This is a genomic window from Variovorax sp. P5_A3 (genome assembly GCF_056400665.1).
Window position 1 is genome coordinate 146936 of record NZ_JBFUKW010000017.1, and the last position, 26075, is coordinate 173010.

A 26075-nucleotide genomic window follows, 5' to 3' on the forward strand; every position below is an offset into this window, starting at 1 on the left:
TTCGGTATACATCACCTGAAGACACTGGAACCGCGCGGGTGGCGAAATTGGTAGACGCACCAGGTTTAGGTCCTGACGCCAGCAATGGCGTGCCGGTTCGAGTCCGGCCCCGCGCACCAGCACAAGACCCCTCACAAGGAAGACTCAAATGACCGTGAACGTTGAAACCCTCGAGAAGCTCGAACGCAAGATCACGCTGACCTTGCCGGTCGGCACCATCCAGTCCGAGGTCGATTCGCGCCTCAAGAAGCTGGCCCGCACCGTCAAGATGGACGGCTTCCGTCCCGGCAAGGTGCCGATGAACGTCGTGGCCCAGCGTTACGGCTACTCGGTTCACTACGAGGTCATGAACGACAAGGTCGGCGAGGCCTTCTCGCAGGCTGCCAACGAAGCCAAGCTGCGCGTGGCCGGACAGCCCCGCATCACCGAAAAGGAAGGCTCGCCCGAAGGCGAACTCGCGTTCGACGCGATTTTCGAAGTGTTCCCGGACGTCAAGATCAATGACCTGTCCGGCGCCGAAGTCGAGAAGCTCAGTGCCGAAGTCGGCGACGACGCGATCGACAAGACGCTCGACATCCTGCGCAAGCAGCGCCGCACCTTCGCGCAACGCGCGCAGGACGCCGTCGTCCAGGACGGCGATCGTGTCACGGTCGACTTCGAAGGCAAGATCGACGGCGAGACCTTCCAGGGCGGCAAGGCCGACGACTTCCAGTTCATCGTCGGCGAAGGCCAGATGCTCAAGGAATTCGAAGACGCCGTGCGCGGCCTGAAGTCCGGCGACAGCCGCACGTTCCCGCTGTCCTTCCCGGCCGACTATCACGGCAAGGACGTGGCCGGCAAGCAGGCCGATTTCATGGTCACCGTGAAGAAGATCGAGGCTTCGCACCTGCCCGAAGTCAACGAGCAACTCGCCAAGTCGCTCGGCATCGCCGACGCCACGGTCGAAGGCCTGCGCGCCGACATCAAGAAGAACCTCGAGCGCGAAGTCAAGTTCCGCCTCCTGGCCCGCAACAAGAACGCGGTGATGGACGCGCTGATCGCCAACGCCGAACTCGACCTGCCCAAGTCGAGCGTGCAGGCCGAAGTCGACCGCATGATCGAAGGCGCCCGTGCCGAGCTCAAGCAGCGCGGCATCAAGGACGCCGACAAGACGCCGATCCCCGACGACGTGTTCCGTCCGCAAGCCGAGCGCCGCGTGCGTCTGGGCCTCGTAGTGGCCGAACTGGTCCGTTCGAACAACCTGCAAGCCAAGCCCGAGCAGATCAAGGCCCACATCGACGAGCTCGCCGCCAGCTATGAGAAGCCGGCCGACGTGGTTCGCTGGTATTTCAGCGACAACCGCCGCCTCGCGGAAGTCGAAGCTGTCGTGATCGAGAACAATGTGACGGATTTCGTGCTCGACAAGGCCAAGATCAACGTCAAGTCGGTGTCCTTCGACGAACTGATGGCCCAGCAGGGCTGATCACGCGGAGCAGCCTTGCGATCCATGGGGCTTGTGCTTTGTGGCACGAGCCCCATTTCGTTTGGGTAAAGTACAACCCCCTCTGGAGAGCAAACATGAGCGCACAGGATATTCAAGGCCTCGGCATGGTTCCGATGGTCATCGAGCAGTCAGGCCGTGGCGAACGGTCCTACGACATCTATTCGCGCCTTCTCAAGGAACGGGTGATCTTCCTGGTCGGTGAAGTCAACGACCAGACGGCCAACCTCGTGGTGGCGCAGCTTCTGTTCCTCGAGAGCGAAAACCCTGACAAGGACATCTCGTTCTACATCAATTCCCCAGGTGGCAGCGTGAGCGCCGGCATGGCCATCTACGACACCATGCAGTTCATCAAGCCCGACGTGTCGACGCTGTGCATCGGTTTTGCGGCCAGCATGGGCGCCTTCCTGCTGGCGGCCGGCGAGAAGGGCAAGCGTTTCTCGCTCCCGAACTCCAAGATCATGATCCACCAGGTGCTCGGCGGCGCTCGCGGCCAGGCTACGGACATCGAGATCCACGCGCGCGACATCCTGAAGACGCGCGAGCTGATGAACCGCATCCTGGCGGATCGCACCGGCCAGTCATTCGAAAAGATTGCCCGCGACACGGAACGGGATTATTTTCTGACCGCGGACGAGTCCAAAGAGTACGGTTTGATCGACCAAGTGATCGCGAAGCGCAGTTAAGGCACCCTGGCGCTGAGGCGCCCGAGCAACAACGGCGTTTTCCCACACGGGAAACGCCGTTTTTGTTTCGCTATCATTGTTAAACCCCTGTTACGAGGCATTTGTCCATGGCCGAGAAAAAAGGCTCCTCCAGCGAAAAAACGCTTTACTGCTCGTTCTGCGGGAAGAGTCAGCACGAGGTCAAGAAGCTGATCGCCGGACCGTCGGTCTTCATCTGCGACGAATGCATCGACCTGTGCAACGAAATCATCCGCGACGAACTCCCCGCGGGCGAGGAAGCGCGCGAGGGTCGTAGCGACCTGCCGACGCCGCTGGAGATCAAGGCCAACCTCGACAACTACGTGATCGGGCAGGAGCCCGCGAAGCGCATGCTGTCGGTCGCGGTCTACAACCACTACAAGCGCCTGCGCCACAAGGAAAAGGCCAAGGGCGACGACGTCGAACTCAGCAAGAGCAACATCCTGCTGATCGGCCCGACCGGTTCGGGCAAGACGCTGCTGGCCCAGACGCTGGCCCGCATGCTCGACGTTCCCTTCGTGATGGCCGATGCCACCACTCTGACCGAAGCCGGCTACGTGGGCGAGGACGTCGAGAACATCATCCAGAAGCTGCTGCAAAGCTGCAACTACGAGGTCGAACGCGCCCAGCGCGGCATTGTCTACATCGACGAAATCGACAAGATCTCCCGCAAGTCGGATAACCCTTCGATCACCCGCGACGTGTCGGGTGAGGGCGTTCAGCAGGCACTGCTGAAGCTGATCGAAGGCACGATGGCCAGCGTACCCCCGCAAGGCGGCCGCAAGCATCCCAACCAGGACTTCCTGCAGATCGACACGACCAACATCCTGTTCATCTGCGGTGGTGCGTTCGCGGGCCTCGAGAAGGTCATCGAAAACCGCACCGAGGCCTCGGGCATCGGTTTCGGCGCATCGGTCAAGAGCAAGAAGCAGCGCAGCGTGACCGAGGTGTTCCGCGAGGTCGAGCCCGAAGACCTGATCAAGTTTGGCCTGATTCCCGAACTGGTCGGCCGTATGCCGGTCGTGGCCTCGCTCGCCGAGCTCAGCGAAGACGCGCTGGTGCAGATCCTGACCGAGCCGAAGAATGCCGTGGTCAAGCAATTCACCAAGCTGCTCCAGATGGAGGGCGTGGACCTCGAGATCCGTCCGGCTGCCTTGAAGGCCATTGCGCGCAAGGCGCTTGCCCGGAAAACCGGGGCGCGCGGCTTGCGCTCGATCCTGGAGCAGTCGCTGATCGACACGATGTTCGAGCTCCCGAACGCGACCAACGTCGACAAGGTCGTGGTCGAGGAATCCACGATCGACGAGAACAAGCCACCCTTGCTTGTCTACCGCGAAGCCGCCAAGAAGGCCTGAATGCACACGCAGCCGGCCGCTCCCCGCCAGGCGTCCGGCGTCTTCGACGAAGACCGTGCCCGCGCACTTGAAAAGTGCGCGGGCCCGACCATCTTTCCATGATCAAGTAAAGGATTCCCATGTCCGGTCATACCCCCCTGCCTGCCACCGAACTCGACCTGCCGCTGCTTCCGCTGCGCGACGTGGTCGTGTTCCCTCACATGGTCATCCCGCTGTTCGTCGGGCGTCCCAAGAGCATCAAGGCACTCGAACTCGCCATGGAAGCCGAACGGCGCATCATGCTGGTCGCCCAGAAGGCCGCCGCCAAGGACGAGCCCTCGGTCGAGGACATGTTCGAGGTCGGCTGCATATCGACGATCCTCCAGATGCTGAAGCTGCCCGATGGTACGGTGAAGGTGCTGGTCGAGGGCCAGCAACGCGCGCGCGTCAACCGCATCGACGACGGTGAAACGCATTTCTCCGCGAACGTGACGCCGGTCCAGGCGACCGAGGTCGCGACTCAAAAGGGCACGGAAGTCGAGGCGCTGCGGCGTGCCGTGATGCAGCAGTTCGACCAGTACGTGAAGCTCAACAAGAAGATCCCGCCCGAGATCCTCACCTCGATCTCCAGCATCGACGATCCGGGCCGACTGGCTGACACTATCGCCGCCCACCTGCCGCTCAAGCTCGACAACAAGCAGGCCGTGCTCGACCTGGACGACATCAAGGCGAGGCTCGAGAACCTCTTCGGTCAACTCGAGCGCGAGGTCGACATCCTCAACGTCGACAAGAAGATCCGCGGCCGCGTCAAGCGCCAGATGGAAAAGAACCAGCGCGACTTCTACCTGAACGAACAGGTCAAGGCCATCCAGAAGGAACTGGGCGAAGGCGAAGAGGGCGCGGACATCGAAGAGATCGAGAAGAAGATCAAGCTCGCCAAGATGCCCAAGGAAGCGCTCAAGAAGGCCGAGGGCGAACTCAAGAAGCTCAAGCTGATGTCGCCGATGTCGGCCGAGGCGACGGTGGTGCGCAATTACATCGATGTGCTCATCGGCCTGCCGTGGAGCAAGAAGACCAAGATCAAGCACGATCTCGCCCATGCCGAGGAAGTCCTCAACGAGGACCACTACGGCCTCGAGAAGGTCAAGGACCGCATCCTGGAATATCTCGCGGTGCAGCAACGCGTCGACAAGGTCAAGGCGCCGATCCTGTGCCTGGTCGGCCCACCGGGCGTCGGCAAGACCTCGCTCGGGCAATCGATCGCCAAGGCGACCGGCCGCAAGTACACGCGCATGGCCCTTGGCGGCATGCGTGACGAGGCCGAGATTCGCGGCCATCGCCGCACCTACATCGGCGCGCTGCCGGGCAAGGTGTTGCAGAGCCTGAACAAGGTCGGCACGCGCAATCCACTGTTCCTGCTGGACGAAATCGACAAGCTCGGCACGGACTTCCGCGGCGACCCGTCGAGTGCACTGCTCGAAGTGCTCGACCCCGAGCAGAACCACACCTTCGGCGATCACTACGTCGAGGTCGATTTCGACTTGAGCGACGTGATGTTCGTTGCGACGTCGAACTCGATGAACATCCCTCCGGCGCTGCTGGACCGGATGGAGGTCATTCGTCTCGCGGGCTACACCGAGGACGAGAAGACGCACATCGCGTTGAAGTACCTGCTGCCCAAGCAGATGAAGAACAACGGCGTGAAGGAAGAGGAACTCCTCATCACCGAAGAAGCGGTGCGCGACATCGTGCGCTACTACACCCGCGAAGCCGGCGTGCGCTCGCTCGAACGCGAGCTGTCGAAGATCTGCCGCAAGGTGGTCAAGGGACTGCTGCTCAAGAAGATGGAGCCGCAGGTTGTCGTCAACGGCGAGAACCTCAACGACTTCCTCGGCGTGCGCAAGTACACCTTCGGCCTCGCAGAGAAGCAGAACCAGGTCGGTCAGGTGGTGGGTCTCGCATGGACGGAAGTCGGCGGCGACCTGCTCACGATCGAGGCGGTCACGATGCCCGGCAAGGGCGTGATCAGCCGCACGGGTTCGCTCGGCGACGTCATGAAGGAGTCGGTGGAAGCTGCCCGCACCGTGGTGCGCAGCCGTGCTCGTCGGCTCGGCATCAAGGACGAGATCTTCGAGAAGCGCGACATTCACATCCACGTGCCTGACGGCGCGACGCCCAAGGACGGGCCCAGCGCGGGCGCTGCGATGACGACGGCCTTCGTGTCGGCGCTCACGGGCATTCCGGTTCGTGCCGATGTCGCGATGACCGGCGAGATCACGCTGCGTGGCGAAGTCACCGCGATCGGCGGCCTGAAGGAAAAGCTGCTGGCCGCATTGCGCGGCGGCATCAAGACCGTGCTGATCCCTGAAGAGAACGCGAAGGATCTGCAGGACATTCCCGAGAACGTGAAGAACGGCCTCGAGATCGTGCCGGTGAAGTGGATCGACAAGGTCCTCGAGATCGCGCTGGAAAAGATGCCGACGCCTTTGTCCGACGAAGAGGTTGCAGCATCTGCTGCTGCAGTGGCCGAACTGGCCAAGCAGCGCGCCGCACAACCTGCCGAAGGATCCATCAAGCATTGAGTGCCGACGGTTGCGGGACCTCGAAAAAATGCTATATAATTCGAGGCTCGAAACGCGGGAATAGCTCAGTTGGTAGAGCGCAACCTTGCCAAGGTTGAGGTCGAGAGTTCGAGACTCTTTTCCCGCTCCAGTTTTGAAAAAGGGAAGCTCAGGCTTCCCTTTTTTTCGCGGTTTATACGACTTCGAAAGTCTCGAAAAAAGAGCGTGGCGCGATAGCAAAGCGGTTATGCAACGGATTGCAAATCCGTCTAGCCCGGTTCGACTCCGGGTCGCGCCTCCACTTCCTTCGGTACCGAAAATGCAGCCCCGCCAACCAACGTTGCCGGGGCTGTTTTTGTTTGGGGTATCGTCAATATCCGACCGGACGCCCGGATGGTGAAATTGGTAGACACATCGGACTTAAAATCCGCCGCTTCCTGCATAAGGGGCGTACCGGTTCGACCCCGGTTCCGGGCACCACCACACTACAAGGGAGCAAGACATGCCTCGCTATAACGCTCCGTTCGAAATCCACGTGCACGGCGATGTGCCGTTGCGTTCCGATGTGAGCTTCGAGCAGATCCAGGAAGCGCTCAAGCCGCTCTGGAAATACGCCGGCGCCCGTTCGCTGGCCGACGGCGCGACCAGCGTCTACGAGGAAGAGCCGGGCATCCGCTTCGAGCAGAAGGACCACATGCTCCAGATCTGCTGGACGGTCGCCGGCGACGAGGATTTCCGCCAGGCGCTCGACGAGATGTGCATGGCGCTCAACGAACTCGCGGAGCAGGGCGCTGCACTCGAAGTCACCTTCTACGACACCGACTTCGACGAGGAAGAGGGCGATCCCGACGAGGAGTCGCGCGACGACTTCCTGATGCTGTTCGTCGGCCCCAACCCCGCAGCAATCATGCAGGTGCAGCGCGACCTGCTGGTCGAGGATGTCGTCAACCTCATGGAGCGCCACTTCGACGGCGCCGAACTCGGCGGTGTTGTGGCCGAGATCGACAAGCTGTTCGGCGATCGCTTCGATGCGCTGGTGAATTCGCTCGAGATCGGCAAGCGACCTCGCGGCGGCACCGGCGGCGCGGGCAGCGGCGGACACGGCGGCGGTCGCCGTCCGCGCCACCTGCACTAGCCGCAGCGCGACACGGGGCGGTCAAGCCGCTCCGCTATGCTCGGCGACGTTCTTTTCGAGGAGACGTCGCTTGGCCCTGTTCCCCCAGTCAGCCCTCCGGTCCGGTGTGCGCAAGCGCGAGGTCTTCGGATGGGCCATGTACGACTTCGCCAACTCGGGCTACACCACGGTCGTGATCACTGCGGTGTTCGCGGCCTACTTTGTCGGCGGCATCGCGAAAGGCGCGTCCTGGGGTGCTTTCGCCTGGACGGTGGCCCTGAGCATCTCGTATGCGATCGTGATGCTGACCATGCCTGCGATCGGCGCCTGGGCCGACCTCCACGCAGCCAAGAAGCGCGTACTGATGATCGTCACTGCGGGGTGCGTTTTCGGCACCGCGGCGCTGGCCCTCACGCCGCGCGCGGCGGGGACCTACGCCGTGGCGTTGGCCATGGTCCTCGTGATCATTTCCAACACCTTCTATTCGTACGGCGAATCGCTGACCGGCGCCTTCCTGCCGGAACTCGCGACGGCCGAAGGCATGGGAAAGGTCAGCGGCTGGGGATGGGCGTTCGGCTACATCGGCGGAATGCTCGCGCTGGGCCTCTGCCTCGCCTATGTGCTTTCTGCGCAAGCCAAGGGCTTGCCGGCCGCGCATTTCGTGCCGGTCACCATGCTAATCACGGCAGCGATCTACGGCGTGGCCGCTTGCGTGACCTTTGCTCTGCTTCCCGAACGCGCCATGCCTCAGATGCGAGACGAGGGGCAAAGCGCCTGGCTGCAACTGAACAGCACCTTCCGCGAGGCGCGCCAGTACGGTGACTTCATGTGGCTGCTGGCCTGCACCGTCTGCTATCAGGGAGGGGTAGCGGTGGCGATCACGCTGGCTGCCATCTATGCCGAGCAGGTGATCGGCTTCGTCCCCAGCGAGACGATGGTGCTGATCTTCGTGCTGAATATCGCCGCAGCGCTGGGTGCTTTCGTGTTCGGCTACTGGCAGGACCGGCTCGGTCACAAGCGTTCGCTCGCGGGCACCCTGGTGGCCTGGATCGCCGTCTGCGTGATCGCGGCCTCCGTGACGACGAAGGGTGGCTTTTGGTGGGCTGCGTCGATCGCCGGGTTGGCGATGGGATCCAGCCAGTCGGCGGGCCGCGCGATGACGGGCGTTCTCGCTCCGCCGCGCCAGCTTGCCGAGTTCTTCGGACTCTGGACCTTTGCCACGCGGCTCGCCAGCATCATCGGTCCACTGAGCTACGGCGCCATCACCTGGATGACGGGGGGCAACCAGCGCGTCGCGATCCTGTCGACCGCGGCGCTGTTCATTGCCGGACTGCTGCTGCTGTTGCCAATCGACATGCGACGCGGTCGCGAAGCCGCGCTGCGAGCCTGATACCGGAACCTGGCAACATCACTCGGATGCCACGGCGTTCGAGGTGCGGTAGCCTGACCCGTCGTAGCGCAGAACGGTCGACTTGAAGGTCGCCGGCCGCTCGTGCGTCATGCACTCGTCGCCCTGCGGCGTTGATCGGCTCTCCGATCGCGCTTCACGCAGGATCAGGTCGGCGTAACCGCTGTGCACGCTGCCCCGTGCGACGGAAAGTGCTCCTCGCACAGTCTCGAAGTTGCCCGTGCAATTGGTGTCCCACTCGCCCCGCTCCAGCGTCAGCTGAAGTTCGTCCAGGACCTTGGCGAGCTTCTGGCCTTGCGGGACGTAGAGCGACAGGGTTTCGTTGGAATAGGGGTTGGCGCGCGACGAACCCTGGCGAAGAACGCGCAACCCGAAGGCCCGCGCATCCGAAGCCAGCGTGTAGCGTGCCGTGTCGACCTTGATCTCGCCGATGCGCACCGCGTCTTCGGTCAGGGCCGACTCCTCGAACAGCCGGCTGACGACCCTGGCGCGGTCCGTGTTCCCGTTGTCGGCTTGCTGGACCACCAGCACGTCCAGGTCGAATTGCGTCGAGCCGGGCTCGGAGGATTCGCGGGGCATGGGCAGGACGACGATGAATCGACCAGGGAAGCCCCGCCAGGGCTCGCACACGGCGCGCTCGTGGTCGAGCACGCGCTTGGGATGCAGCTTGGCGTGCATCCGCTCCGCGAGACCTGTATCGCACGCGGCGTGCCCTGCGACGCAGAAGGCGCCCAGAAGGCACGCGGCAAGGAATCTGAGGCCCATGCGTGGCGTCAGGCGGTTGCTGCCGCGACAGCGTGGGCAAGGCCCGCGCGAGCGGCAGGCAAGGCGAGCCAGCGCATCGCGGCCGCGTCGAGCAGCTCAGGCGCCGCACTGCCAAGAAGCAGGACGGCGCCGTCACCTGCGTCAGTGAGTTGGCCCGTCCGGCCCAGTAGCCGGCGCGTTTGCTGCGCCACCGGCGCACCGGTATCGATGAAGCGCACCGCATCGCCGGTGTGGTGGCGCAGATGGTCGGCAATGAAGGGATAGTGCGTGCAGCCCAGCACCAGCGTGTCGATCTGTCCGGGCTGATTTCCGTACGTCCCGGCGGCATTGGCGTACTGCTGGCACAGCGTCGCGATCGTCGGGGCATCGGACCGCTCGATGGCACCCGCGAGGCCGTCGCAAGGAACGATGTGAAACGTCGCCTGCCCGTCGAGCGACTCCCGCAGCGCTTCGAACTTGCGGCTTTCCACGGTCACCCGCGTCGCCATGACCGCGATGTGACCGGTCTTGCTGTGCGCCACCGCAGGCTTCAGCGCCGGTTCGACGCCGACCACCGGCAACGCCGGATGTTCCGCCCGAAGCTGGTGGATCGCAGCCGCCGTCGCGGTGTTGCAAGCCACGACCAGCGCCTTGATCCGATGCGTTTCCAGGAGATAGCGCGCGACCGCGCCGCTGCGTTCGACGACGTACGCATCCCCGCGCTCGCCATAGGGCGCATGCGCAGTGTCCGCGAAATAGACGAATCGCTCTTGCGGCAGTTCCTCGCGCAACGCGTTCAGGACGCTCAGGCCCCCGACGCCGCTGTCGAACACGCCAATCGGCCGATCGGCGCTGGAGTGGTTGCCGACCGGCTTCATGCTCAAGCCGGTTGCAGCGCGATCGTCTTGAATTCGCCGCTCGCGATGCGCTTCTGCCATTCCGCCGGGCCTGTGATGTGCGCACTCGTGCCACCGGCGTCGACCGCCACTGTCACGGGCATGTCGACCACGTCGAATTCGTAGATGGCTTCCATGCCGAGGTCGGCAAAGCCAACCACCTTGGCCGTCTTGATCGCCTTGCTCACCAGGTAGGCCGCGCCGCCGACAGCCATCAGGTACGCGCTCTGGTGCTTCTTGATTGCCTCGATGGCGACCGGGCCGCGCTCGGCCTTGCCGATCATCGCGATCAGCCCGGTCTGGGCCAGCATCATCTCTGTGAATCCGTCCATGCGCGTTGCCGTCGTCGGACCGGCCGGGCCCACGGCCTCGTTGCCGACCGGATCGACCGGGCCAACGTAGTAGATCACCCGATTGGTGAAGTCCACCGGCAGCTTCTCGCCCTTGGCGAGCATGTCTGCGATGCGCTTGTGGGCCGCATCGCGGCCGGTCAGCATCTTGCCGTTGAGCAGCAGCGTGTCGCCCGGCTTCCAGCTCGCGACTTCGGCGGGCGTGAGCTTGTCGAGGTCGACGCGCTTGCTCTTGTTGTAGTCGGGCGCCCAGTCGATCTTCGGCCACAAGTCCAGCGAGGGCGCCTCGAGGTACACCGGACCCGAGCCATCCAGCACGAAGTGCGCGTGGCGCGTCGCGGCGCAGTTCGGGATCATCGCCACCGGCTTGCTCGCCGCGTGCGTCGGGTACATCTTGATCTTGACGTCGAGCACAGTGGAAAGACCGCCCAGCCCCTGCGCCCCGATGCCGAGCGCGTTGACCTTTTCATACAGCTCGATGCGCAGCGCCTCGACCTTGCTCAGTTCGGCGCCCGATGCCTTCTTGGCCTGCAGCTCGTGCATGTCGAGGTCGTCCATCAGGCTTTCCTTGGCGAGCAGGGTGGCCTTCTCGGCCGTGCCCCCGATGCCGATGCCCAGCATGCCCGGTGGGCACCAGCCAGCGCCCATGGTCGGCACGGTCTTGAGCACCCAGTCGACCACGCTGTCGCCGGGGTTCAGCATCACGAGCTTGCTCTTGTTCTCGCTGCCGCCGCCCTTGGCCGCGACGGTCACTTCGACCGTGTTGCCTGGCACGATCTCGGTGAAGATCACGGCCGGCGTGTTGTCCTTGGTGTTCTTGCGGTCGAACTGCGGATCGGCCACGACCGAGGCGCGCAGCGTGTTGTCGGGGTGGTTGTAGCCGCGGCGAACGCCTTCGTTGATGGCGTCGTCCAGACTGCCGGTGAAACCGCCCCAGCGGACGTCCATGCCGACCTTCAGGAACACATTGACGATGCCCGTGTCCTGGCAGATCGGGCGATGCCCGGTGGCGCTCATCTTGCTGTTGGTCAGGATCTGCGCCATCGCGTCCTTGGCGGCAGGGCTCTGCTCGCGCTCATAGGCCTTGGCCAGGTGGGCGATGTAATCGGTCGGGTGGTAGTAGCTGATGTATTGCAGCGCGGCGGAGACCGACTCGATCAGGTCGGCTTGCTGGATGATGGTCATGGCGATTCTCGTGGGGAAGGTGGCGGACAAACCCCGCAATTATCCCTGCCGCGTTCGCACCTGTCCGACCGGCGCCGCGGATAGCCTTGTGCTATCTTCTCGCGCGGCACGCTGCCATCTTCACCAGCGGAGCATCCATCATGGCGACAAGTTCCAAGACCCGCGTCGAACGCGATACTTTCGGCCCCATCGAGGTGCCTGCCGACAAGCTCTGGGGCGCGCAAACGCAGCGTTCACTTCAGAACTTCGACATCTCCGGCGAGAAACAGCCGCGCGAGATCATCCGGGCGCTGGCCCAGGTCAAGCGGGCGTCGGCGGTGGTGAACCACGCGCTGGGCCTTCAGGACGAAAAGAAGACCCAGGCCATCGTCGCGGCGGCCGACGAGGTCATCGTCGGCAAGCATGACGACGAATTCCCGCTGGTCGTGTGGCAGACCGGATCGGGCACGCAGACCAACATGAACGTCAACGAGGTCCTCGCCAATCGCGCCAGCGAACTGCTGGGTGGCGAACGCGGCGAAGGTCGGCTCGTGCACCCGAACGACGATGTCAATCGCAGCCAGTCGTCGAACGACGTGTTTCCCACGGCCATGCACGTTGCGGCGGTCGATTCGATCACGCACAAGCTGCTGCCGGCCATTGCCAAGCTGCGGGCCACGCTCGACAAGAAGTCCGGCGACTTTGCCGACATCGTGAAGATCGGCCGCACCCACCTGCAGGATGCGACGCCGCTCACACTGGGCCAGGAGTTCTCAGGCTATGTGGCCCAACTGGCGCATGGTGAAGCGCATGTGCGCGCGGCGTTGCCGCACCTGTGCGAACTAGCGCTAGGCGGGACGGCGGTGGGCACCGGCCTCAACGCACCGAAGGGCTATGCGGAGCAGGTCGCCGCCGAATTGGCGAAGCTCACCGGATTGCCCTTCGTCACGGCGCCGAGCAAGTTCGAGGCGATGGCCTCGGTCGATGCCCTCGTGCATGCGCATGGCGCTCTCAAGACCTTGGCCGCGAGCATGACCAAGATCGCCAACGACGTGCGTTGGCTCGCCAGCGGTCCGCGCAGCGGTATCGGCGAACTGAGCATTCCCGAAAACGAGCCCGGCTCTTCCATCATGCCGGGCAAGGTCAATCCGACGCAGAGCGAGGCCGTCACGATGCTCTCCGCCCAGGTGTTCGGGAACGATGTCGCGATCAACATCGGCGGCGCCTCCGGCAACTTCGAGCTCAATGTGTTCCGCCCGATGGTGGCGCACAACTTCCTGCAGAGCGTGCGCCTCCTGGCGGATGGCATGGTGAGCTTCAACGACCACTGCGCGGTGGGCATCGAGCCGAACCGCGAGCGCATCACCGAACTGGTCCAGCGCTCGTTGATGCTGGTGACGGCGCTCAATACCCATATCGGCTACGACAAGGCGGCCTTCATCGCGAAGAAGGCGCACAAGGAAGGCAGCAGCCTGCGCGACGCGGCGATTGCCTCAGGACACCTGACGGCCGAGCAGTTCGATCAGTGGGTGATTCCCGAGAACATGACCGGGCGGTGACCGCTCGCCGCCCTCTCGGCCTCAATGGTCGTTGCCGGGGCGGCCGGGCGCCATCAGCCGGTCCGTGACCGCGATCGCCATAGCCGACAACAGGAAGGTGATGTGGATCGCCGTCTGCGCGATCAGCACGCGGTCGGTGTAGTTGTCCGCGTTGATGAAGGTCTTGAGCAGGTGGATCGAGCTGATGCCGATGATGGCCGTCGCGAGCTTGACCTTCAGCACCGACGCATTCACGTGACTGAGCCACTCGGGCTGGTCGCGATGGCCTTCGAGGTTCATGCGGCTCACGAAAGTCTCGTAGCCCCCGACGATCACCATGATCAGCAGGTTGGAGATCATCACCACGTCGATGAGCGCCAGCACGACGAGCATGATGACGGTTTCATTGAGCGAGGCGATGGGCGCGGCGGTCTTGTAGCCAATGCTCGTAACCAGGGACTCGAGGGCGTCCTTGTTGCCGAACGTGGCTTCGACCAGGTGCAGCAGCTCGACCAGGAAATGCACGACGTACACGGCCTGCGCCACGATGAGGCCCAGGTACAGAGGCAACTGCAGCCAGCGGCTCGCGAAGATCAGGTTGGGCAGGGGGCGCAGCGGCGAGGTCTTGCCGGTGGGCGGGAGGAGGGGGTCGGAGTTTGACATCGATGCGAAGCGGTGGTTGTTGGACTGGCGCGAACAACGGGGAAACGCGCGATTCTAGGGTGCGCATGCCGGCGCTGGTGTCATCGTCCTGTCGTTAACATGTCCAGTCAGTGATCCGTAAGTGCGGACGCCCACATTTACCTTCCGTATGAACGTTGGTACAGGAGACAGAGAATGAGCAGCGCTTCCACGATCGAATCCGTCCTGGTCGAAAACCGCGTGTTTCCGCCTGACGCCCGCGCCAGCCAGGGCGCTCGCGTTCCGAGCATGGCGGCGTACGACGCCCTCTGCAAGGAAGCGGCGGACGACTTCGAGGGCTTCTGGGCCCGGCAGGCGCGTGCCAACGTGGTGTGGAGCAAGCCCTTCACCCGCACGCTCGACGAATCCAACCCGCCGTTCTACAAGTGGTTCGACGATGGTGAACTCAACGCCTCGGCCAACTGCCTCGACAAGCACATGGGCACGCCGGTCGAGAACAAGACGGCGATCATCTTCGAGGCCGACGACGGCACCGTCACCAAGGTCAGCTACAAGGAACTGCTGGCGCGCGTGTCGCAGTTCGCCAATGCGCTGAAGGCGCAGGGCATTCAGAAGGGCGACCGCGTCATCATCTACATGCCGATGACCATCGAAGGCGTCATCGCCATGCAGGCCTGCGCCCGCACCGGCGCGACGCACAGCGTGGTCTTCGGCGGCTTCTCGGCCAAGGCGCTACAGGAACGCATCATCGACGCTGGCGCCGTCGCCGTCATCACCGCCAACTTCCAGATGCGCGGCGGCAAGGAACTCCCGCTCAAGGCGATCGTGGACGACGGCATCGCGCTCGGTGGCTGCGAATCGATCAAGACGGTGCTGGTCTACGAGCGCACCTCGACGCCCTGCAACATGGTGACGGGGCGGGACAAGACCTTCGGCGAGGCGCTCAAGGGGCAGGCCACCGAGTGCGCTCCCGTTCCGGTCGGCGCGGAGCATCCGCTCTTCATCCTCTACACCTCCGGCTCGACGGGCAAGCCCAAGGGCGTGCAGCATTCGACCGGCGGCTACCTTCTGTGGGCCAAGCTCACGATGGACTGGACCTTCGACATCCGTCCGGAAGACGTCTTCTGGTGCACCGCCGACATCGGCTGGATCACCGGCCACACCTATGTCGCCTATGGCCCGCTCGCGGCGGGCGCGACACAGGTGGTGTTCGAAGGCATCCCGACCTTTCCGCACGCGGGCCGGTTCTGGCAGATGATCGAAAAGCACAAGGTCTCGATCTTCTACACGGCGCCGACCGCGATCCGTTCCCTCATCAAGGCGGCCGACAGCGACGAGAAGGTGCATCCAAAGAACTGGGACCTGTCTTCCCTTCGGATCCTGGGCACGGTGGGCGAGCCGATCAATCCCGAAGCCTGGATGTGGTACTACCGGAACGTGGGCCACGAGAAGTGCCCGATCGTCGACACCTTCTGGCAGACCGAGACGGGGGGCCACGTCATCACGCCCTTGCCGGGCGCGACGCCGCTGGTGCCGGGTTCGTGCACGCTGCCGCTGCCGGGGATCATGGCCGCGATCGTCGACGAGACTGGCAAGGACATCCCGAATGGTGCCGGCGGCATGCTGGTCATCAAGCGGCCGTGGCCCTCGATGATCCGGACGATCTGGAACGATCCCGAGCGCTTCAGGAAGAGCTATTTCCCGGAAGAGATGGGCGGCACGATCTATCTGGCCGGCGACGGTGCCGTGCGCAGCGCCGACCGGGCCTACTTCCGCATCACGGGGCGCATCGACGACGTGCTCAACGTGTCGGGCCACCGCCTCGGGACCATGGAGATCGAATCCGCGCTCGTCGCCAAGACCGACCTTGTGGCCGAGGCTGCTGTCGTCGGCCGGCCGGACGACCTGACGGGGGAGGCGGTCTGCGCCTTCGTCGTGCTCAAGCGCGGCCGCCCGAGCGGCGACGAGGCCAAGCAGATCGCGACCGAACTCCGCAACTGGGTGGCCAAGGAAATCGGTCCCATCGCCAAGCCGAAGGACATCCGCTTCGGCGAGAACCTGCCGAAGACGCGCAGCGGCAAGATCATGCGGCGCCTGCTGCGCAGCATCGCCAAGGGCGAGGCGATCACGCAGGACACCTCCACACTCGAGAACCCCGCGATCCTTGAACAACTGGGTCAAGCATATTGATTTGGCCGTCCGCGACCCCGTCCGACAGGGCGGGTGGCGGCGATGCGTTACAAACAGCCCATTGATCGTCGAGGAGACAACGTCATGGGACTGAGAACCGGGGTGCTGCTGGTCGTCGTGTTGCTGATCGCGGCGTTGGCGGCGTTGAACTGGGGGCTGCTGGTCACGCCCACAGCCATGTCGATCGGCTTCATGCAGGTCACTGCGCCGTTCGCGCTGATCATGCTCGGGCTCACGGCGCTGCTGGGCATCTTCTTCGTGGCCTACGTGGTCTACCTGCAAAGCTCCATCCTGATGGAAACGCGCCGGCACACGAAGGAAATGCAGGCCCAGCGCGATCTCGCCGACAAGGCGGAGGCCTCGCGGTTTACGGAGCTGCGCAACTTCCTGGAGACACAGGAGAACGCCCACATGGCGCGCAATGCCGAACGCCACGCCGCGCTGCTGGCCAGGGTGGAGCAGCTCGAGACCGCGATCAGGCTGCGATCCGACCAGTCGGACAACACGCTCGCGGCGCACATCGGCCAGCTGGAAGATCGCTTCGACCGCCGCTCGTCGGTGTCGGCGGCCGGCATGCCGCCGCCGGTCTGATCGACGTTACTGGGCCAGCACCCAGGCCGCGAGCTTCTTGGCGTCAGCCTCGCTCACCTGGTTGTTGGCCGGCATCGGCACGGGGCCCCAGACGCCGGAGCCGCCCTTGATGATCTTGGTGGCGAGCAGGTCGACGGCGCCTTTGTTGTCCTTGTACTTCGCCGCCACTTCCTTGAAGGACGGCCCGAGCACCTTGCGATCGACCGCGTGGCAGCTCATGCAGTTCTTCGAGGTGGCAAGGGCAAGGTCGGCAAGTGCAGGCACGCTACAACCGAGGCCCAACAAAGCAATCAGCAGTGCTTTTTTCATGGGGTTCCAACGAGACGGTGGGGTACAGTCGATCCAACGCGATTGTAGGCAGGGCGGTGCACGCTCTTTTGCACGCGTCCCGCGCAAATAACGGAGGAGTTCGCAATGTGGTTTCTGATGCTGGGCCTGCTTGGTGTGGCTCTCAAATTGCTCGAAGTCAGCTTTGTCGTCACGATGAGCTGGTGGATTGTGCTGACCCCATTCGCGCTCGCGGTCGCCTGGTGGGCCTGGGCGGATTCCTCCGGCTACACCAAGCGCAAGGCCGTCGAGAGAGAGAACGAGCGCCGGCAAGACCGAATCGACCGCCAGCGCAGCAATCTCGGCATGCTGACCAGCCGCTCGAGCCGCCGGCGGCGGTAACCGGGCACCGCCTCCGAGGCTTGACGCTCAGAACTTGTCGAGCACCGCGCCCGAGCTGGCGCTCGACGCATTGAACGCGAACTTGGCCTGCACGCCGCGCGTATAGCGCGGAGCGGGCGCTTTCCAGCCTTCCCGGCGCCTGGCGATCTCCGCCTCGGGCACGTTGAGTTCCAGCTTGAGCTCGTGTGCGTCGATGGTGATCGAATCACCTTCGTTGACGAAGGCGATCGTGCCGCCCGCCGCCGCCTCGGGGGCCACGTGGCCGACCACCATGCCCCAGGTGCCGCCGGAGAAGCGTCCGTCGGTGATGAGGCCCACGCTCTCGCCCAGACCGGCGCCGATCAGCGCACCGGTGGGGGCCAGCATTTCGGGCATGCCGGGTCCGCCCTTCGGACCGAGGTAGCGCAGCACCATCACGTCGCCGGCCTTGATCTTGCCGTCGAGAATGGCTTGCAAGGCCGACTGCTCGTCGTCGAACACACGTGCCGGTCCGGTGATGACCGGGTTCTTGAGCCCGGTGATCTTCGCGACCGCGCCTTCGGGCGAAAGGTTGCCCTTCAGGATCGCGAGGTGGCCTTCGGCGTACATCGGATCGCCGATCGGGCGGATCACGTCCTGGTCGGCGCGCGGCTGGTCCGGCACGTCCTTCAGCACTTCGGCAATGGTCTGGCCAGTGATGGTGAGGCAATCGCCATGCAGGAGGCCGGCGTTCAGCAGGAGCTTCATGACCTGCGGGATGCCGCCGGCCTGGTGCAGGTCGACTGCGAGGTACTTGCCGCTGGGCTTGAGGTCGCACAGCACCGGCACCTTCTTGCGCATGCGTTCGAAATCGTCGATGGACCATTCGACGTCCGCGGCATGGGCGATGGCCAGGAAGTGCAGCACCGCGTTGGTCGATCCGCCGGTCGCCATGATCACCGCCACCGCGTTCTCGATCGCCTTCTTGGTCACGATGTCGCGAGGCTTGATGTCCTTCTTGATCGCCTCGATCAGCACCTTGGCCGATTCCTTGGCCGAGTTCTGCTTCTCGTCGTGCGGATTGGCCATGGTGGACGAGTAGGGCAGCGACATGCCCAGCGCCTCGAAGGCCGAGCTCATCGTGTTTGCCGTGTACATGCCGCCGCAAGAGCCGGTGCCGGGGATGGCACGCATCTCGATCTGCTTCAGGTCCTCGTCGCTCATGTTGCCCGCGGCGTTCTGGCCCACCGCCTCGAACACGCTCACGATGTTGAGGTCCTGGCCCTTGTACCTGCCCGGCAGGATGGTGCCGCCGTAGACGTAGATTGCCGGCACGTTGGCGCGCAGCATGCCCATCATGCCGCCCGGCATGTTCTTGTCGCAGCCGCCCACGACCAGCACGCCGTCCATCCACTGGCCGCCGACGCAGGTCTCGATACAGTCGGAGATCACCTCACGGCTGACGAGCGAGTACTTCATGCCTTCGGTGCCCATCGCCATGCCGTCCGAGATGGTGGGTGTGCCGAACACCTGGGCGTTGCCGCCGGCTTCCTCGATGCCTTCGATGGCCGCATCCGCCAGCTTCTGCAGACCGGAATTGCAGGGCGTGATGGTGCTGTGGCCATTCGCCACGCCCACCATCGGCTTCTTGAAGTCGCCTTCCTCGTAACCCATCGCGTAGAACATCGAGCGGTTGGGTGCGCGGCTCTTGCCTTCGACGATGTTGGCGCTGCGGCGGTTGATCTGGATCGTTTTGGTGTCCATCGTGTGTCTCATGGGTCGGGAATCGGGGACGCCAAGTATCGGACGATTGATTGATTGGTTCCAATCCGATTTTTGTGTCTGATTGATATGCTTGACGTATGAAAGAAGCCTGGATCGACCTCAGGGCATGGCGACAGTTCGTCGCCGTCGCCGAGGAACTGCACTTCGGCCGTGCCGCTGCGCGCCTGCACATGACGCAGCCGCCGGTCACGCAGGCCATCGCGCAGATCGAGAAGACGCTGGGCGTCCTGCTGTTCGACCGCACGCGGCGCCGGGTGGCCCTCACGCCGGCCGGAGAGGCCCTGCTGCCCGATGTCCGCGAACTGTTGGCGCGCGCGCGAGCGCTTCCGGCGCGCGCCAGGGCAGCGGCTGCGGGCGAGGTGGGGCGCGTGCGCCTAGCCTTCGTCTCGACCATCGGCTTCGAGCGCCTGCCCGCGTGGGTGCGCGAGTTCCGCATCCAGTGCCCCGAGGTCGCCCTGGAACTGGTCGAGGCCACCGGCGACGTGCAGCTCGAAGCCTTCTCCCGCGGCGAGATCGACGCCGGCCTGATGCTGCATTCGCCCGGCTTCGCCCCGCCGGGACTGGAGCGCCTGGCGGTTTCCGAAGAGCCGTTGGTGCTGGCCGTGCCGGCTAGGCATCCGCTGGCAAAGGCGGACAAGGTGCCGCTCGCGGACGCGCTGGCCGAACCCCTCGTGATCTTCCCGCGCCGCATCGTCCCGTCGCTACACGACACCATCTTCGCCCTCTACCACGCCGCCGGCCGAACCCCCGAGATCGCCCAGGAAGCCATCCAGATGCAGACCATCGTGAACCTCGTCTCCGGCGGCCTCGGTGTAGCGTGGGTGCCCGAAAGCGTCATGCAGTTCCGACGCTCGGGCGTTGTCTATCGCGCCGCCGCCGAGTTCGAGCCCCACGCTCGCCGACGAACTGCCGCACCATTGCCGCGCTGCGAAACCAGCCTGGTCTGGCCATCACACATCGACAACCCAGCATTGGGGCGCTTCATCGAATTCATCAAGGCGTAAAGCCCAGGAATACCGCGGGTCCGGCTCCGCCGGTCCGCCGGTATTGCCCCCTGCAAGGGGGTGGAGAGCGACACGAAGTGCGTGAGCCTGGGGGTGTTTTAATCCAGCATGCTCATGTACCCGCAGATCAATCCGGTGGCCCTGCAGCTCGGGCCGATCGCCATCCATTGGTATGGCCTGACCTATCTGGCCGCCTTCGCCCTGTTCTTTTTTCTCGGCACGCGCCGGCTGCAGCACGAGCCGTTCCGCTCTATCACCGGCCCGGGCGCGTGGACCCGCAAGGACCTCGAAGACATCCTTTTCCTCGGCGTCATGGGCGTCATCGTCGGTGGCCGGCTGGGCTACTGCCTTTTCTACAAGCCGGGCTTCTATCTCACGCACCCGCTGGAGATCTTCTTCGTGTGGCAGGGCGGCATGAGCTTTCATGGCGGGCTGCTGGGCGTGATCGCTTCGATGGTGTGGTTCTCGCACTCGCGTGCACGTCCGTTCTGGCAGGTGATGGACTTCGTCGCGCCTTGCGTGCCGACCGGCCTGGCGGCGGGCCGCGTCGGCAACTTCATCAACGGCGAACTCTGGGGCCGCTTCAGCAGCCCCGACCTGCCCTGGGGCATGGTCTTTCCGCAAAGCGGATCGATGCTTCCGCGCCATCCGTCGCAGGTCTACCAGTTCCTGCTCGAAGGCCTGCTGCTCTTCGTGATCCTGTGGCTTTACGCCCGCAAGGAGCGGCGCGAGCGTCGCGTGTCGGCCGTGTTTCTGGTCGGCTACGGGCTGATGCGTTTCATCGCGGAGTACTTCCGCGAGCCCGACGACTTCCTCGGGCTGCTCGCGCTCAACATGAGCATGGGGCAGTGGCTGTGCGTGCCGATGATCGTGTTCGGCATCTGGCTTTATGCCAGTGCGCCTGCCCGCAAGGCCGCGGCGACCGCGCGGGCCTGAGCGAAGCTCGCGTCAGAACGCGTGCCGGATGCCGAAGTCGTAGCCGTAGGCCCGATCTGCACGGTTGGCGGCATGTAGTCGCACCCGAGCGCAACCACCCGTTCGGGGCGGCCTTGGGGCCGCATCACGTACGTGGAGTCCGTGGCCACCGGGATGGACAGCCCCGTAGCCTGATCCAACAATCGCTCGACCACATTGGCACATAGCTCCGTGGGGCTGTTGGGGGTCCATGAACAAGGTCTATCGGTTGGTCTGGAGCGCTTCGAACCAGCTGTGGATGGCGGCCTCCGAGCTGACGCGGGGGCGGTGCAAGTCGACCTCGCGATCCTTGCTCGCGCTGGCACTCATGGGCACGGCGCGCATCGCATGTGCCGACTGCACCGCCGTCACCGGCACCGAGACCGCCGGCTGCACGCTGGGCGCCAACCAGTCGCTCACCATCCAGCCAGCAGGAACCCTGAACGGCTGGATCAACATGGCGGGGGCCGGCGCCGCACTGACTGTCCAAAACGCGGGCACCTTCCAATACGGAGCGGCGGTACCCGGGGCAGGCGCTTCGGCCATCCTGCTGTCGGCTGCGAACCAGACGGTGACCAACAACGGAACCCTGCGGGTGAGCGTCGCCAGCCAAGGCGTCGACGTCATCAGCCCGAACGGCAACGGTTTCATGATCGTGAATGGCGCCACCGGCCTCATTGCGAGCAACAACCTCAACCCCGTCGCCAATGCCATGCATGGCTTCGTTGCCAACGTGTCTGGCAGGCTCATCAATCAGGGGACGATCTCGGCCACGGGCGGCGCGAGCGAGGGCACCATTTTCATGAACGCCAACGGAGGTGTCTTCACCCTGGACAACCGCCTGGGAGGCACCATCCGCGGCGAAAGGTCCGTGGCGGTCAACGTCAACAGCAACCGGCAGACCCTTCTGCGAAACGCCGGCACCATTGCCACCGGCGTGGTCAACGGCACCGCCATCGCCCTCGGCAGCGCCAATGATTCGGTGACCCTGGAATCCACCTCCAGCATCACCGGGATCGTCACAGCCGGCACCGGCACGGACACACTCGCGCTTGCTGGTGCGGCCCTGGATGGCGTCTTTGACATCGCGCAGATCGGAAGTTCGGCGCAGTACCGGGCATTCGAAGTCTTTCAGAAAATCGAGGCCGGCACCTGGACCCTCAACGGCACCGCGACGACCGCGACCAGTTGGACGGCCACCGGCGGGATCCTGCGCCTGGGCAGTTCGTCCCTGGGGCTGTCGTCATTGACCGCAGCAGGAGGCGACGTCGCCTATGCCAATGGCGTGCTCATCAACAGTCCGATGGTCCTGAACACCGCGACTCGCCTGCTCGTGGAGGGAACGGATCGCGCGACGCAAGCGGGCGTGGTATCGGGCAGCGGCGCCGCGACCAAGAGCGGCGGCGGCACGCTGGTGCTGAGCGGTGCGAACTCCTATACAGGCGGCACGACCATCGAAGCCGGGACCCTGCAACTCGGCAACGGCGGCGTCACCGGTGCGATCCTCGGCAATGTCGCGGACAACGGCACCCTGGCGTTCAATCGCTCGGACGCCGTCAACTTCCCGGGCGTGATTTCCGGCGTCGGTTCGGTGGCGCAGTTGGGCAGCGGCACCACGACCCTGATCAACAACCATTCCTATACCGGCGGCACCACGATCACGGCGGGCCGGCTGCAACTGGGCAACGGGGGCACCACGGGCAGCATCGTGGGCGATGTGAACAACAATTCCGCCTTGGCCTTCAATCGCGGCGACACGCTCGGCTTCGGGGGGCTCATAAGCGGCACGGGGTCCGTTTCCCAGATCGGCGCCGGCGCCACGATCCTTTCCGGCAACAACAGCTACCAGGGACCCACCACGGTTGCAGCGGGCTCGTTGTACATCGATGGCAACCAGGCGGGCGCCACCGGGCTCACCAGCGTGGCCGCCGGGGCAACACTCGGTGGCACAGGCACTCTCGGCGGCGGCGTGACGGTCGCTAACGCAGCCACGCTTTCGCCCGGGGCCGCCGGGACGGCACCGGGGACGTTGGCGGTCAACGGGAGCCTGTCGCTTGCCAGCGGGTCGTTGCTCGCGTACGGCTTTGGGCGCGCCAACGCGGCAGGCGGGCAGTTCAATGACTTGACCAACGTGGGCGGCGACCTGACGCTCGACGGCACCTTGAACGTCACGGTGGCGCCGGGCGGCAGCTTCGAGCCGGGTGTGTATCGCGTCTTCAACTACGGCGGCGCGCTGAATGACCAGGGCCTCGTGCTGGGCGCCGGAACCTTGCCGGGCCAGTTCGTCCAGACGTCGGTCGCGGGCCAGGTCAACTTGGTCAACGCGGCCGGCCTCACCTTGAGGTACTGGGACGGCGCCTTGGGTCCGAAGAACAATGCAACGGTCAACGGTCGCAACGGCCTGTGGCAGAACGCCAGCGGCAACGACAACTGGACCAACGGCGACGGCCTGGTCAATGCGCCGTTCAGCAACGGCTCCTTCGCCGTCTTCATGGCGCAGGCCGGACTCGTAGCGGTGGACAACAGCCTTGGACAGGTCAGCGTGTCCGGCATGCAGTTCGCCGCGGATGGCTACCGCATCAACGGTGGCAGCATCGCCCTCGTCGGCGCGCCGAGCTCAACCGTGCGGGTGGGTGACGGCTCCTCGGCGGGCGCCGGCTACACGGCAACGATCGATTCGATGCTCACCGGCATCTCGCAACTGGTAAAGAGCGATCTCGGCACCTTGGTGCTCACAGGCGCCAACACCTATTCGGGCGGCACGGCCATCCAGGGCGGCGTGCTCGAGATTGCCAGCGACACGAACCTGGGTGCTGCGTCGGGCCCCTTGAGCTTCGACGGCGGCACTCTCCGGACCACTGCCACCATCGCCACGTCGCGCGCCACGACGGTCAGCGCCGCGGGCGGAGCGATCGACACCGCCGCGGGAACCACCCTGACGCACACCGGCAGCGTTGGCGGCAGCGGCGCCCTGGTGAAGGCCGGCGCCGGCACGCTCGTGCTGAGCGCCGATGCCACATACAGCGGCGGCACCACCATCAGCGGCGGCACGCTTCAGCTGGGCAACGGCGGCGTGACAGGCAGCCTCACGGGCGATGTCGTCAACCACGGCTCGCTGGTGTTCGACCGCAGCACGGCGCTGAGCTTCGACGGGAAGATCAGCGGCAGCGGCACCGTCGTCAAGCTCGCTGGCTCGAACCTCACACTCGCCGGCGCGAGCAGCTACAGCGGAGGCACGGCCCTCAAGGCCGGCCAGATCACGATCGCTCACGGCAACGCGCTCGGCAGCGGGACGCTGGCGATGGACGAAGGCACGACCCTGGGCTTTGCTGTCGATGGGCTCAACGTCGCCAATGCCGTGGTGCTCACCGGGACGAGCGATCCCGTCATCGACACCGGCGCCTTCAGCGAAACGCTTTCGGGCGTGATCTCCGGCGGCGGTGCGCTCACGAAGAACGGCAGCGGCACGCTGGTGCTGTCAGGCGCGAACACCTACTCGGGCGCCACCACGGTCGCCTCCGGCACTCTGCGTGCCGGGACGACCCAGACCTTCAGCGCGGCGTCTGCCCACACGGTGGCCGCGGGCGCCACGCTCGATACGGCCGGTTTCAACCAGCGCGTGGCCTCGCTGACGAACAGCGGCACTGTCAACCTCGTGAGTGGCGCAGCGGGCAGCACGCTCACGGTCACGGGGGCGTATGTCGGCAATGGCGGCCTGCTGCGACTCGGCACCGCCCTCGCCGGCAGCGGCAGCGCGAGCGACAGGCTCGTGCTTGACGGACCCACGGCTGCGGCGAGCGGCAGCACCAATGTGCAGATCGTCAACCTCGGTGGCCTGGGCGCGCTGACCACGGGCAACGGCATCGAGGTCATCAGTGCTACCGGTGGCGCGACCACAACCGCGCAGACCACCCGCAGCGCATTCAGCCTGGCCGGCGGCCACGTGGATGCGGGCGCGTTCGAATACCGGCTCCATGCAGCCGACGCGCTCGGCGCGGGCGAGAATTGGTATCTGCGGTCGACCACTGCCGCGGTTCCTCCGGTGATTCCGCCGCCCGTGGGCGAAGTTCTGCCTCCGGGCGCGCAGCCGACGCCTCCTTCGCTACCGCCGCTACAGATTCCGACCTACCGGGCGGAGGTCCCGCTGGTGGCCGCATTGCCCGCGCAGTTCAGGCAGTCCGACCTCGCGATGCTGGGCAACCTGCATCGGCGCGTGGGCGACGAAGACCCCGCAGCCATCACCAGCGCAGGCACCGCCGGCGCATCGGGAGCTGCGGCAGCAGGCACGCGCCGGGCGTGGGGCCGCCTCGTGTATGCCGACCTCGACATCGAGCAGGCGGGCATCGCGCAGCCCCACAGCGATGGACACGTGAGCGGCCTGCAGGTTGGCACCGACCTTTTCGTCACCAACGCCTGGAAGTCAGGGATTTATGTCGGCTACCTGGACGGCAGCGCCGATGTCACCGGCAATGCGCGCGGGCTCACGGCGCGCGTGGGCAGCAATGACCTGCGCTCGCGCTTCCTTGGCGCGTACGCGACCTGGATGGATGCCAGTGGCTGGTACGTCGACAGCGTGCTGCAGGGGGCGAGCCAGCGCTATGACGTCAAACCCGACATCAACCCCCGGGTCTCGGGCAAGGCCAGCAGCTTCACGGCTTCGATCGAAAGCGGGAAGCCCTTTGCGCTGAACGAGCGCTGGAGCATCGAGCCGCAGGCGCAACTCGCCTGGCAGCACAGCAGCTTCGACGACCTGTTTCTCGGCGGCGCACGCGTGCAACAGGACGCGGACAGCGGCTGGATCGGTCGGCTCGGCGTGCGCATCAAGGGGGACCTCGCCACGAGCGCCGGACGGCTGCAACCCTATGGACGCCTGAACCTGTACCACGCCAGCTTCGGCGACGACGCGGCCACCTTCATCGGACCGGCGGGAGCGACCGTCATCGCGAGCGCAGGCGGCTACAGCGCCGCCGAAGTGGCTGCCGGCGCGAC

The 26075-nt window shown here is 64.9% G+C and carries 19 protein-coding genes and 4 tRNA genes; 17 read left to right on the top strand and 6 right to left on the bottom strand.

Annotated elements, in window-relative coordinates; all coding sequences use genetic code 11:
* The first annotated feature begins 32 nt into the window (after positions 1 to 32).
* From AC1D3B_RS23970 to AC1D3B_RS24015, 10 genes are all read left to right on the top strand, one after another.
* Positions 33 to 119: transfer RNA gene (locus tag AC1D3B_RS23970), tRNA-Leu, on the top strand.
* Positions 120 to 148: 29 nt separating this feature from the next.
* On the top strand, positions 149 to 1462 hold the full coding sequence (gene tig, locus AC1D3B_RS23975; RefSeq protein WP_478193171.1) for a trigger factor: 1314 nt from the start codon (positions 149 to 151) through the stop codon (positions 1460 to 1462).
* 95 nt (positions 1463 to 1557) lie between these two features.
* A complete protein-coding gene (gene clpP / locus AC1D3B_RS23980; RefSeq protein WP_478193172.1) occupies positions 1558 to 2166 on the top strand; it encodes an ATP-dependent Clp endopeptidase proteolytic subunit ClpP in 609 nt (202 codons plus the stop codon).
* Positions 2167 to 2273: 107 nt separating this feature from the next.
* A complete protein-coding gene (gene clpX, locus AC1D3B_RS23985; protein WP_478193173.1) occupies positions 2274 to 3539 on the top strand; it encodes an ATP-dependent Clp protease ATP-binding subunit ClpX in 1266 nt (421 codons plus the stop codon).
* 119 nt (positions 3540 to 3658) lie between these two features.
* Positions 3659 to 6100: an endopeptidase La gene (lon, locus tag AC1D3B_RS23990; RefSeq protein WP_478193174.1), complete on the top strand. Its 2442-nt coding sequence runs from the start codon at positions 3659 to 3661 to the stop codon at positions 6098 to 6100.
* Positions 6101 to 6154: 54 nt separating this feature from the next.
* Positions 6155 to 6230, top strand: a tRNA-Gly gene (locus AC1D3B_RS23995).
* Between the two features lie 76 nt (positions 6231 to 6306).
* Positions 6307 to 6380 (top strand) — tRNA-Cys (locus AC1D3B_RS24000).
* Between the two features lie 86 nt (positions 6381 to 6466).
* Positions 6467 to 6559 (top strand) — tRNA-Leu (locus tag AC1D3B_RS24005).
* 22 nt (positions 6560 to 6581) lie between these two features.
* Entirely contained in the window at positions 6582 to 7214 is a 633-nt protein-coding gene (locus AC1D3B_RS24010) for a DUF6806 family protein (RefSeq protein ID WP_286599117.1), read from the top strand.
* A gap of 70 nt (positions 7215 to 7284) precedes the next feature.
* Entirely contained in the window at positions 7285 to 8583 is a 1299-nt protein-coding gene (locus AC1D3B_RS24015) for an MFS transporter (RefSeq protein ID WP_478193175.1), read from the top strand.
* An 18-nt stretch (positions 8584 to 8601) separates the two neighbouring features.
* Here the strand turns inward: AC1D3B_RS24015 and AC1D3B_RS24020 are convergent, their stop codons facing one another.
* From AC1D3B_RS24020 to AC1D3B_RS24030, 3 genes are read right to left on the bottom strand one after another with little or no spacing between them, the layout of a single operon-like run.
* On the bottom strand, positions 8602 to 9366 hold the full coding sequence (locus tag AC1D3B_RS24020; protein ID WP_478193176.1) for a PA3715 family protein: 765 nt from the start codon (positions 9364 to 9366) through the stop codon (positions 8602 to 8604).
* 8 nt (positions 9367 to 9374) lie between these two features.
* The gene (gene murI / locus AC1D3B_RS24025; RefSeq protein ID WP_478193177.1) at positions 9375 to 10223 is read right to left on the bottom strand and encodes a glutamate racemase; all 849 of its coding nucleotides are present in this window, start codon (positions 10221 to 10223) and stop codon (positions 9375 to 9377) included.
* A 2-nt stretch (positions 10224 to 10225) separates the two neighbouring features.
* Positions 10226 to 11776, bottom strand: a complete 1551-nt coding sequence (locus tag AC1D3B_RS24030) for a fumarate hydratase (RefSeq protein WP_478193178.1) — start codon at positions 11774 to 11776, stop codon at positions 10226 to 10228.
* Positions 11777 to 11916: 140 nt separating this feature from the next.
* On the opposite strand from AC1D3B_RS24030, the gene fumC reads away from it, so the two are divergent.
* A complete protein-coding gene (gene fumC, locus AC1D3B_RS24035) occupies positions 11917 to 13314 on the top strand; it encodes a class II fumarate hydratase (RefSeq protein ID WP_478193179.1) in 1398 nt (465 codons plus the stop codon).
* 21 nt (positions 13315 to 13335) lie between these two features.
* On the opposite strand, the gene AC1D3B_RS24040 is transcribed toward fumC, so the two are convergent.
* Complete coding sequence (locus AC1D3B_RS24040; RefSeq protein WP_478193180.1) at positions 13336 to 13956, bottom strand: YqhA family protein; 621 nt, start codon at positions 13954 to 13956, stop codon at positions 13336 to 13338.
* A gap of 174 nt (positions 13957 to 14130) precedes the next feature.
* Here AC1D3B_RS24040 and acs point away from each other — a divergent pair, with 174 nt between their 5' ends.
* Both acs and AC1D3B_RS24050 read left to right on the top strand, forming a co-directional pair.
* Positions 14131 to 16125, top strand: coding sequence for an acetate--CoA ligase (gene acs / locus AC1D3B_RS24045; protein ID WP_478193181.1), 1995 nt, complete (start codon positions 14131 to 14133; stop codon positions 16123 to 16125).
* An 84-nt stretch (positions 16126 to 16209) separates the two neighbouring features.
* The gene (locus tag AC1D3B_RS24050; RefSeq protein ID WP_478193182.1) at positions 16210 to 16716 is read left to right on the top strand and encodes a LapA family protein; all 507 of its coding nucleotides are present in this window, start codon (positions 16210 to 16212) and stop codon (positions 16714 to 16716) included.
* A 6-nt stretch (positions 16717 to 16722) separates the two neighbouring features.
* On the opposite strand, the gene AC1D3B_RS24055 is transcribed toward AC1D3B_RS24050, so the two are convergent.
* On the bottom strand, positions 16723 to 17025 hold the full coding sequence (locus AC1D3B_RS24055) for a c-type cytochrome (RefSeq protein ID WP_478193183.1): 303 nt from the start codon (positions 17023 to 17025) through the stop codon (positions 16723 to 16725).
* A 105-nt stretch (positions 17026 to 17130) separates the two neighbouring features.
* Here AC1D3B_RS24055 and AC1D3B_RS24060 point away from each other — a divergent pair, with 105 nt between their 5' ends.
* Positions 17131 to 17385 carry a TIGR04438 family Trp-rich protein gene (locus tag AC1D3B_RS24060; RefSeq protein WP_478193184.1) on the top strand — a complete coding sequence of 85 codons (255 nt, stop codon included), beginning with the start codon at positions 17131 to 17133 and terminating at the stop codon, positions 17383 to 17385.
* A gap of 27 nt (positions 17386 to 17412) precedes the next feature.
* Here the strand turns inward: AC1D3B_RS24060 and ilvD are convergent, their stop codons facing one another.
* Positions 17413 to 19107, bottom strand: coding sequence for a dihydroxy-acid dehydratase (gene ilvD, locus AC1D3B_RS24065; protein ID WP_478193185.1), 1695 nt, complete (start codon positions 19105 to 19107; stop codon positions 17413 to 17415).
* A 98-nt stretch (positions 19108 to 19205) separates the two neighbouring features.
* Between ilvD and AC1D3B_RS24070 the strand changes: the two genes are divergently transcribed.
* The 3 genes from AC1D3B_RS24070 to AC1D3B_RS24080 all read left to right on the top strand — a co-directional run.
* Entirely contained in the window at positions 19206 to 20132 is a 927-nt protein-coding gene (locus AC1D3B_RS24070) for a LysR family transcriptional regulator (protein ID WP_478193186.1), read from the top strand.
* Between the two features lie 108 nt (positions 20133 to 20240).
* Positions 20241 to 21068, top strand: coding sequence for a prolipoprotein diacylglyceryl transferase (gene lgt, locus AC1D3B_RS24075; protein ID WP_478193187.1), 828 nt, complete (start codon positions 20241 to 20243; stop codon positions 21066 to 21068).
* Positions 21069 to 21297: 229 nt separating this feature from the next.
* On the top strand, positions 21298 to 26075 hold a 4778-nt coding region (locus tag AC1D3B_RS24080; RefSeq protein WP_478193188.1), incomplete at its 3' end, for an autotransporter outer membrane beta-barrel domain-containing protein.

Bases quoted from the DNA above. Each gene is read 5' to 3' on its own strand.
- AC1D3B_RS24030 (WP_478193178.1), bottom strand. From the start codon at position 11,776: ATGACCATCATCCAGCAAGCCGACCTGATCGAGTCGGTCTCCGCCGCG.
- AC1D3B_RS24050 (WP_478193182.1), top strand. From the start codon at position 16,210: ATGGGACTGAGAACCGGGGTGCTGCTGGTCGTCGTGTTGCTGATCGCG.
- fumC (WP_478193179.1), top strand. From the start codon at position 11,917: ATGGCGACAAGTTCCAAGACCCGCGTCGAACGCGATACTTTCGGCCCC.
- lon (WP_478193174.1), top strand. From the start codon at position 3,659: ATGTCCGGTCATACCCCCCTGCCTGCCACCGAACTCGACCTGCCGCTG.
- murI (WP_478193177.1), bottom strand. From the start codon at position 10,223: ATGAAGCCGGTCGGCAACCACTCCAGCGCCGATCGGCCGATTGGCGTG.
- AC1D3B_RS24055 (WP_478193183.1), bottom strand. From the start codon at position 17,025: ATGAAAAAAGCACTGCTGATTGCTTTGTTGGGCCTCGGTTGTAGCGTG.
- AC1D3B_RS24010 (WP_286599117.1), top strand. From the start codon at position 6,582: ATGCCTCGCTATAACGCTCCGTTCGAAATCCACGTGCACGGCGATGTG.
- tig (WP_478193171.1), top strand. From the start codon at position 149: ATGACCGTGAACGTTGAAACCCTCGAGAAGCTCGAACGCAAGATCACG.
- ilvD (WP_478193185.1), bottom strand. From the start codon at position 19,107: ATGGACACCAAAACGATCCAGATCAACCGCCGCAGCGCCAACATCGTC.
- acs (WP_478193181.1), top strand. From the start codon at position 14,131: ATGAGCAGCGCTTCCACGATCGAATCCGTCCTGGTCGAAAACCGCGTG.
- AC1D3B_RS24060 (WP_478193184.1), top strand. From the start codon at position 17,131: ATGTGGTTTCTGATGCTGGGCCTGCTTGGTGTGGCTCTCAAATTGCTC.
- AC1D3B_RS24040 (WP_478193180.1), bottom strand. From the start codon at position 13,956: ATGTCAAACTCCGACCCCCTCCTCCCGCCCACCGGCAAGACCTCGCCG.
- lgt (WP_478193187.1), top strand. From the start codon at position 20,241: ATGCTCATGTACCCGCAGATCAATCCGGTGGCCCTGCAGCTCGGGCCG.
- clpX (WP_478193173.1), top strand. From the start codon at position 2,274: ATGGCCGAGAAAAAAGGCTCCTCCAGCGAAAAAACGCTTTACTGCTCG.
- AC1D3B_RS24070 (WP_478193186.1), top strand. From the start codon at position 19,206: ATGAAAGAAGCCTGGATCGACCTCAGGGCATGGCGACAGTTCGTCGCC.
- AC1D3B_RS24020 (WP_478193176.1), bottom strand. From the start codon at position 9,366: ATGGGCCTCAGATTCCTTGCCGCGTGCCTTCTGGGCGCCTTCTGCGTC.
- clpP (WP_478193172.1), top strand. From the start codon at position 1,558: ATGAGCGCACAGGATATTCAAGGCCTCGGCATGGTTCCGATGGTCATC.